Source organism: Acidovorax bellezanensis, assembly GCF_025421555.1.
Taxonomy (GTDB): domain Bacteria; phylum Pseudomonadota; class Gammaproteobacteria; order Burkholderiales; family Burkholderiaceae_C; genus Comamonas; species Comamonas bellezanensis.
In genome coordinates this window covers 351,702-359,912 of the sequence record NZ_JAODYH010000017.1, presented here as the reverse complement: position 1 = coordinate 359,912, position 8,211 = coordinate 351,702, and the positions used below count along the sequence as shown (strand labels likewise).

Annotated in this window: 6 protein-coding genes; all 6 read right to left on the bottom strand. The window is 67.5% G+C overall.

Features of this window, described 5'->3' with window-relative positions; genetic code table 11:
• Positions 1-201 precede the first annotated feature (201 nt).
• The 6 genes from N0K08_RS22720 to N0K08_RS22695 all read right to left on the bottom strand — a co-directional run bounded on the left by N0K08_RS22720 (position 202) and on the right by N0K08_RS22695 (position 8,206).
• Positions 202-1,506 (bottom strand): MgtC/SapB family protein, encoded by a 1,305-nt coding sequence (locus tag N0K08_RS22720; protein ID WP_261502707.1) that lies wholly within the window; start codon positions 1,504-1,506, stop codon positions 202-204.
• A gap of 71 nt (positions 1,507-1,577) precedes the next feature.
• Positions 1,578-3,182: an alkaline phosphatase D family protein gene (locus N0K08_RS22715; RefSeq protein ID WP_261502706.1), complete on the bottom strand. Its 1,605-nt coding sequence runs from the start codon at positions 3,180-3,182 to the stop codon at positions 1,578-1,580.
• 49 nt (positions 3,183-3,231) lie between these two features.
• Positions 3,232-4,296, bottom strand: coding sequence for a porin (locus N0K08_RS22710; RefSeq protein WP_261502705.1), 1,065 nt, complete (start codon positions 4,294-4,296; stop codon positions 3,232-3,234).
• 147 nt (positions 4,297-4,443) lie between these two features.
• Entirely contained in the window at positions 4,444-5,703 is a 1,260-nt protein-coding gene (locus N0K08_RS22705; protein WP_261502704.1) for an alkaline phosphatase family protein, read from the bottom strand.
• Positions 5,700-6,500, bottom strand: coding sequence for a phosphodiesterase (locus tag N0K08_RS22700; RefSeq protein ID WP_261502703.1), 801 nt, complete (start codon positions 6,498-6,500; stop codon positions 5,700-5,702). The genes N0K08_RS22705 and N0K08_RS22700 overlap by 4 nt, the downstream gene beginning before the upstream one ends.
• On the bottom strand, positions 6,497-8,206 hold the full coding sequence (locus N0K08_RS22695) for a dipeptide ABC transporter ATP-binding protein (protein WP_261502702.1): 1,710 nt from the start codon (positions 8,204-8,206) through the stop codon (positions 6,497-6,499). Before N0K08_RS22695 ends, N0K08_RS22700 begins: the two co-directional genes overlap by 4 nt.
• Positions 8,207-8,211 lie beyond the last annotated feature (5 nt).

The window sequence follows — 8,211 nt, the reverse complement described above, 5'->3', positions numbered from 1 at the left end:
GCGCCCAATAGCCTTCGAAATCAGCCTCGGCTTCGGCGCACAAGGCCTCGTAGGCCGGCATGCCGGAAATGCGGGCCACCTGGGCAGCCCGTGCATCGGGCACGAAAACACGGTTCTCGATCAGGACGGATTCCATCGTCTGTACATTGCCCATCTGGGGTCTCCTCAAGATATGGATTGCGCTGCACCCGGGACCGCTGCTCAACGCAGCAGGGGGTCCATCAGCGGAAGAATGAAGGGCCAGCCGACCAGGCCCGCAGCGCCCGCCGCCGCGATGCACAGCATGGCCGTGCACAGCTTCCCGGTGAGCCGGCGCTCCCGCGTGCGCAGCACAAACGACATGCTGAAAGCGATGCTGGTCAAGGAAGCCAGCACCGCGCCGGTGCCCGCCGTAACGGGCGACAGGCTGCCCTGGGAGGCCAGCGTGGCGGCCGCCGCGACCGCGCTGGCACTGGACAGCAGGCCCCCGACGATGCTCACGAAATAAAAGCCGGCATCACCGAAATGGCGCTGCGTGAGCCCGCCGACGATGTGCAGCAGCAGAAACACCACGCCGTACTTGAGCGCCAGCGGCAGGGAAAAAGGCAGATCCAGCTTGATTTCCGGGACCGGCTCGGCGGTGCTTTTCGCGCCGCTGCGGTAGCTCCACAGCACCAGCGTGGCGTTCGCCAGCATCATCAGGGCAAAGGCGCCGGAGGCTCCCAGCAGCGCGATCGGCGCCAGAATCAGCAGCAGGCCCGCATTGCGCAGCACCATGGCCGATGTCGCCAGCAGAATGCCGCGGTAGGCCGTGCCCACATAGGCGCCCTGCGTCGCCACAACACGCGAGGACATTTCAATGACGGTGAAGTTGCTGTTGACGAGGCCGCCGAGGAAGCCGGAAAGTTCGGTGCCGCGCGTGCCGTACAGCTTCCACAGGATGTAGTTGACGAAGCCAATGCCCGCGATGAGGATGACCGTCACCCATGCAGCGCGTGGTTCGACCAGCTTCCAGGGCCCGACCGCGCCTTCGGGCAACGCGGGATAGATCACGATGGCGAGAATGGCCAGCAGCAGGGCCGAGCGCATCTCGCTTTCGGTCAGGCCCGCCGAGAAGCCGGCCAAACGCTCTTTCCAGGCCAGCAGTGCCGTGGCGATCACCATCACCGCCGCTGGCGAAATGGTATGCCCCTGGCCGCAGAGCACGCCGGCCAGGCAGGTCACTAGCATCGCCGCCGACGTGGTCAACTCGGCGCCCTGGCCTGCCCTGAGCGTCTGCACATTGAGCAGCACGGCCAGCACGCCGACCAGCGCCAGGATGAGCAGCGCGAATGGCGCTCCGAGCAGGCCGCCCAACGCGCCCAGCATGCAGATGAAGCCGAAGGTGCGCAGGCCCGCCTCTTTGCCCCGGCGCTCGCGCTCCAGTCCGATCAGCAGGCCCAGGGCCAGGCTCAGCGCCAGCCGCACCAGGATTTCAAGATAAGGCCATTCGGCCCCCGTCATCATCGGAGTCGGTTTTTCAAGCACGTTGCCGCCATGTTTCGTGAAGTCTTGCCAAATCTTCGCCGCCCGGTCTTGCCCGACCGGACGGCACGGGGTCATGCAGGCCGCGGCCCCGGCACGCCGTCGTCGACAACGAAGCGCGCCAGCGTCGAGACGCCGCTGTCGGCCCGCGTGACGTCATCGACGACGCGCAGCGTCGTGACCCAGCGCTGCGGCGTGACTTCGGCCACGGCGTAGCCGCGCTTGTCCGAGCGCGCCAGCAGGATGTGCGGGTTGTTGTCCGCGATGGCCTGCGCCCGGTTTTGCGGCACATTGCTGACCGAAGCGATCGAGGTCCCGCAGAACTCGCTGCCGATGACCGGGGACTGCGCGTTCGCGAAATCGGCCAGCACGCGGCAGACATAGTTCTGGTGGATGTCACCGCCGAGAAAGACGGTGTTGCGCGGCGCTGCATGGCGTACCGCGTCGAGCAGCCGCTGGCGGCTGGCCGGGTAGCCGTCCCAGGTGCTGCTGTTGTAGCTCTCGTTGGGAAGCGGCAGGTAATTGCGCTGGGAGAAAATCGTCTGCTGCGCCAGCACGCTCCAGCGTGTGCCGGACGCGGCATCCTGGGCCAGCCCCTGCGCAGCCCAGCGTTCCTGGTCGGCGCCCAGCATAGAGCGCCTGGCGTCCAGCAGCTCAGGGCAGTCCTTGGAAGAGACCGCGCCCTGCGCCTTGCCCCCAGGCACGCGGCAGGCCTGTCTATCGCTGTACTGGCGCGTGTCGAGCGTATGAAAGCGCAGCAGCTGACCCCAGGCATGGCGGTCATGAATGCGCACCCCATCGTGCGTGCCCAAGCCGGCCAGACCATGGGTGAGCACCGACGCGCGCAGCGGCATGTTTTCATAGAACGCCTGGTAGGCGGCGCTGCGGCGCGCGAGAAAAGCATCGGCCGCACCCAGGCCGCCCAGACCCGCGTAATCGTTCTGGACCTCGTGGTCGTCCCAGGTGACAATCCACGGGCATGCGCGGTGCGCTGCCTGCAACTGCGCATCGGTCCGGTACAAGGCATAGCGATCCCGGTAATCGGCCAAGACCTGCGCCGCAGGCAGCGTATGGGTGCGCACCAGCGGATAGCTGGGCGGTGTCTTCGGCATGGCGTACTCGTAGATGTAGTCACCCAGGAACAGCACCAGATCCAGGTTTTCATCCAGCATGTGGCGATAGCCTGCATAGTGGCCCTGCTCCCAGCGCTGGCACGAAACAAAGGCGAAGCGCGTGCGCTCGGGCATCGCATCCAGGGCCGGCGCGGTGCGCGTACGCGCGGTCTGCGTGACCGCATCCCCGTGCATGAAGCGGTAGAAATACCAGCGATCCGGCCTCAGCCCCGTCACCTCGACGTGCACGCTGTGGCCGAGCGCCGCCAGCGCCTGGGCCGCGCCCGTGCGGACCATGCGGCGAAAGCCCTCGTCCTCGGCAATCTCCCAGCGCACCGTCAGCGCATCGGGCAGCCGGCCGCGTGGCGTATCCGCAGCCACGGTGCCCGGGACCGGGCCGTCGAGCAGCCGGGTCCAGAGCACAAAACCATCCGGGGAAGGCGAGCCGCTGGCCACGCCCATGGGAAACAGCTCCCGCTGGTTCAGCGTGGCCGCCCCACTCCAGCGCGGCAGCGAGGTGGCTGCCGCCGCAGCGGTGGCCAGGCGGATGAGATCGCGACGGTGCATGACAGGAACTCCTTGGGATGATGGATCAGCAGTTTGCATCGCCGCCGGCTCAGAACAGGTGTCGGATGCCGAAATTCTGGCCGCTCGACGCCTGGTTGCGGATGCCCGCCGGATCGCCGCCAACCGTGAATGCCGCGCCGCCCCGGTTTCGCACCTGGGCGTAGGTGGCATAGAGCGCCGTGCGCTTCGAAAGATGGTGGACGTAACCGAAAGCCAGCTTGTTGGCACGCGCCTGATCGCTGGGATAGCTGAAGTCGATCTGCGCGTAGCTCACGCGGAATTCGCCTTGGCCCACCGGCACCGTCAGACCGGCCGTCAGCCCCTCCAGGCCCTTGCGCCCCAGCGGCATGGCCACATGGTCCTTCGCGTAAAGCGCCTCCAGCGACGCGACCCCGAAATCGTACGCAACGCCCAGGCTGGTCGACTGCAGATCGCGCGGACGCGTGCCCGGCGCCTTGCGCCCGCCCGTGGCCCGGCTATAGGCCACTCCGAGGCGCCAAGGGCCTTGCTTGTAGGTCAGCTTGCCGCCCAGATAACGCCCGGCCTGGCTGCCGTCCTCCGCTTCGGGAAACGCGTACTGCAGCTGCCCGGCGAAGCCACCCAGGCTCTTGGGCAGGAAGTAGCCTATCGAGTTGCTGGCACGCACATGGGTGCTCTGGCCGCCATTGGCGCTGCCGTAAAGCGTCGCGCGCCCCCGGTAGACCAGGCTCTCGCCCACACCGTTGGTGACCCAGGGTCCCGAGAATTCGGACTGGATCATGTAGGTCGGCGTGTAGTCGCGCCCCAAGCGCACTTCCCCCCAGGGGCCTGTCAGGCCCACGGTGGAGCGGCGCGCAAAATTAAACTCCGCAGGGTCGTCTACGGCCACTCCGCCCTCCAGCCAGAAGTGGGCGCTCAGGCCGCCGCCCAGGTCTTCCTGGCCGCGCAGGCCGAGGCGGCTGCTCGCCAGTCCATCCGAGGCCTGCGCCGTCTGGCGCTGGCCACCGTGGACCCGGTAGTGGCTGATGCCCGTGTCGATCAGGCCGAACACGGTGACGGAAGACTGTGCATGGCATGGGGCCATGGAAACAAAGGCCGCAGCGGCCAGCATGAGCGCAGGAATAGGTCTTTTCATTGTCTTCTCCGTGGGTGGCGATCCGTCTTTGATGACGTGTACTCGTGGAAGGAAAGATTTCAGGCCGACGGCAGGCAAAGCTGCGCCTTCACGCGACTGAGCGCGCTTGGCTTTACCGGACGTCAGACAGTGGAAAGAGCGGCCTGGCTAGCGCAGTACCCGCCCTTGCATTCCATCCGCCGCGACCCCGAGGTGGTGGAGCACGGTGGGCGCGATGTCGATCAGCGACGCGGGTTGTCCGCGCTCACCGGGACGCAGTCCCCCTCCTCGCAGGTAGAGGAAGGGCTGCTGTTCATGGGCTCCCAGGCCGCCATGCTGACCGCAGCCCGGAAGCGATGAGTTGCTGAAAGGACTGAGCACGGACACGCTGCGGCCCCGCACGCCATGGGGATTGGCGGCAGTGTCGTGGCGCAGCGCCAAGGCGATGCCGAGCGGGCCGTCGGTCGGCAGACCGAGTTCGGCCAGCGCATCGCCCCAGACGACGCGACCGGCGAAATCCTGGTCTTGCAGCCATTGCGCCAATGGCGGGATATCCACGCGCTTGCTGTCAGCGAAGTACAGCAGCGCGGCATTGCCGTTGGGCGCCACGACGACATCCGAAGACTGGGGACTGTTCTTCCAGCCGGTCGCCAGCAGCAGCTCGTCGAGGTCGATCTGCCGCCCCACTGTTTCCATTCCATGGTCGGAACAGACCACCAGCAGGATCTCTTCTCCGTCCGGATCCAGCGCATCGACCGTGCTCCGCACCTGCTGGACGCAAGCGTCGGCATGCGCAATCATCGCCAGGTGCTCGGGCGAGCCCAGGGCCGTGTGGTGCGCGGTATGGTCGGGCTCGGAAAGCCACAGCACCGCCAGTGCCGGGGCACGCTCGCGCAGCACTTCGCGGCAAAAGCGTTCGGTCATGGCCGCATCGCCTGCCGCACCCACTTCGATGGGCAAGCCGTCGTCCAGAAGTTCGCCGCCGGGCCCGCGGGAGCCGCTGCGATGGTAGACATGGCCAAAGCTGTCCGGGTCCTGTAGATAGGCCGCACCGGGCGACACATTGGACATGACGATGGCGCCGCCGTGATCGGCCAGCCGCTCGGCCCAGGTCGGGCGCCTGAGCGTCTGGCCCGTCGCGCGGCGCAGCCGATCGAGGAAGTCGGGCTTGCCCACGGACATCCGGACCAGCCTGCCGTCCTCTTTCAAGACCATGGTATTGCCCAGCAAGCCGTGCGCGCCGGGCAGGCAGCCCGTGGCCATGGAGGCCGAACTCGTGCGCGTGGTCGATGGAAAGACGCTGCGCGCCGCCACGAAATCGGCGCTCTGCGCGCGCATCGCCGACAGCGAGGGCGCGGTGTCCGGCCGGACCAGGTCTGCGGCCAGGCTGTCGCAGACCACCACCACCGCGCGGCGCCGCGCCGTCATTTCACGCTCCCTGCGGGCCCGGCCAGCGTGGATTGATCGAGGTAGTCATGGAAGTGCACCGTGACCTGATCCGAGGCCAGAAACACCACGGCGTATGCCGGCGGCTCGTGGCTCTTGGGCACAGGCGAGATCGTGTGCAGATCGAACGGCACCTGGTGGTTCAGTCCGCGCATGGTCGAAAACGGAATCCCGCGCCAACTACCGCAGACGGGGCGATGCACATGGCCGAAGAACAGGTGGCGTAGGTTGCCGCGCCCGGCCGTGATCCGTGCCAAGGCTTCCGGATTCGCCAGGCTCATGCGATCGAGGCAGGGAATGCCGATATCGAACGGCGGGTGGTGCATGAACAGATAGACCGGGCGATCTCCCAGCTGGTCCAGCTCGTTCGCCAGCCAGGCCTGGCGCTGCTCGCAGTAGAGGCCGCCGTTGCGGCCTTCGTCGAGCGTGTCGAGCATCAGCAGCGAAGCATCCGCCAGATCGAAGCGCCCTTGAACAAAGCCCTGGCCGTCATTGAGCCCGCCGGGAAATGCGGCGGCCAGCAGGGTCCGAACATCATGGTTGCCAACCAGTGGAAAGCAGGGGAAAGGCAGCCTATCGATCTGGGCACGCAGCGCCGCATAGGCCGGGGCTTCCCCGCGATGGGTGAGATCGCCCGTGATCACGCAGCAGCTGGCGTCGGCGTGATTTGCCAGGATGTCGTCGATGCAGGCCACGAGGCGGGCATGCGGGTCAAGCCCGTGCAGGATTTCACCGGGCGAAACCAGGTGGGGGTCGGTGATATGGATGATCTTGGTCATGAGGAAACGTTCTCCGGATGTGCGTTCACGGAATGCAGCGCCGTGGCCTGCAACAGCAGGCGCGTGTACGCGCTGTGCGGGGACTTGAACACCTGCTCGGTGGGACCGGCCTCGCAGACCGCCCCCTGCTGCAAGACCATGACGCGGTCGGCCATGCGGCGGATCACGCCGAGGTCGTGGCTGATGAACAGGTAGGCAGTGCCCGTCTTGCGCTGCAACTCCAGCAGCAGGTCCAGCACCTGGGCCTGGACCGACACATCGAGGGCCGAGGTGATCTCGTCGCAGATGATGAGATCGGGCTCGGCGGCGAAGGCCCGCGCAATCGCCACGCGCTGCTGCTGCCCGCCGGACAGCTGGCGCGGATAGCACTCGAGCAGGGCCGGATCCAGGTGCATGTCGCGCATCAAGGCCTGCGCACGCTCGCGCAGCGCCGGGCCGCGCAGCGGCGTGAACATGGTCAGCGGGCGCTCCAGGATGGTGGCGATGCGCTGGCGCGGATTGAGCGACGACAGCGGATCCTGGAACACGATCTGTATCCGGCGTCGCAGCGCCAGCGAACGCCCGGTGGCCAAGGGCGCCAGCGCCTGCCCGTCGAACTTCAGCGCGCCGCCCGAAGGCGCCATCAGGCCAGCGACCAGCGAGGCGGCCGTGGACTTGCCACTGCCCGACTCGCCCACGAGCCCCAGGGTCTCGCCGCGGGCAATGGAAAACGACAGCCTGGCCAGCGCCGGCCGCTGTGCGTTCCCGGAGCGCTGGAACCAGTTGCGCCGGCGCGCGGGATAGGAAAAAGCCAGTTCCTCGGCGGACAGCAGCGGCGCGGCCATGGCCGCCGCGTCGACATGCGCACGCGGCGGCGGCTCGGCATCGACGCGCGGAATCGCGGCAATGAGCTGCTGCGTATAGGCATGCGCAGGCGCGCTGAAAATCTTCGCGGCAGGGCCCTGCTCCACCACCGCGCCCTGGTACATCACGATGACTTCGTCGCACATGCGCGAGATCACGCCGAGGTCGTGGCTGACGTAGATCAGCGAAGTATTGAAACGGTGGCGCAGCGTGCGAACCAGCTCCAGCACCTGGACTTCGGTGGTCTTGTCGAGCGCCGTCGTCGGCTCGTCCAGCACCAGCAGGCCCGGATCGCCGGCGAGCGCCGCGGCGATCACCACGCGCTGGCGCTGGCCACCCGAAAGCTCGTGCGGATAGCGCGCGCAAATCGCCTGGGGGTCGGGCAGGTTGGTGGCCGCGAACAGCTCCAGGGTGCGCGCGCGCGCCTCGGCCGCGTCGCAGCCGCGCAGGTGCCGCACGGCCTCGTCCACCTGATCGCCGATGCGCATGTGGGGCGTGAGCGAGCTCAGCGGATTCTGCGGCACGAAAGCGATATGCCTGCCGCGCAGCCTGCGCCGACCGGCTTCGTCCAGGCCCAGGATGTCTTCGCCGGCGATGCGCACCGCACCGCCCGTGATCACACCGCCCGGACGGCAGTGGCCCAGCAGGGCGCGTGCCACGGTCGACTTCCCCGACCCGCTTTCGCCGACGATGCCCAGGCTGGCGCCGGCCGCCACGGTGAACCCGACGTTGTGCACGGCAGCGACGATCTTGCCGTCGCTGCGGCGGTAGCCGATGTTCAGTCCCTGGACTTCGAGTTGCCCGCCCAGGGCCTGGGACGCGTCCTGGCGCCGCAGCAGCGGCACCGACTCAGGATGTTTCATAGCAG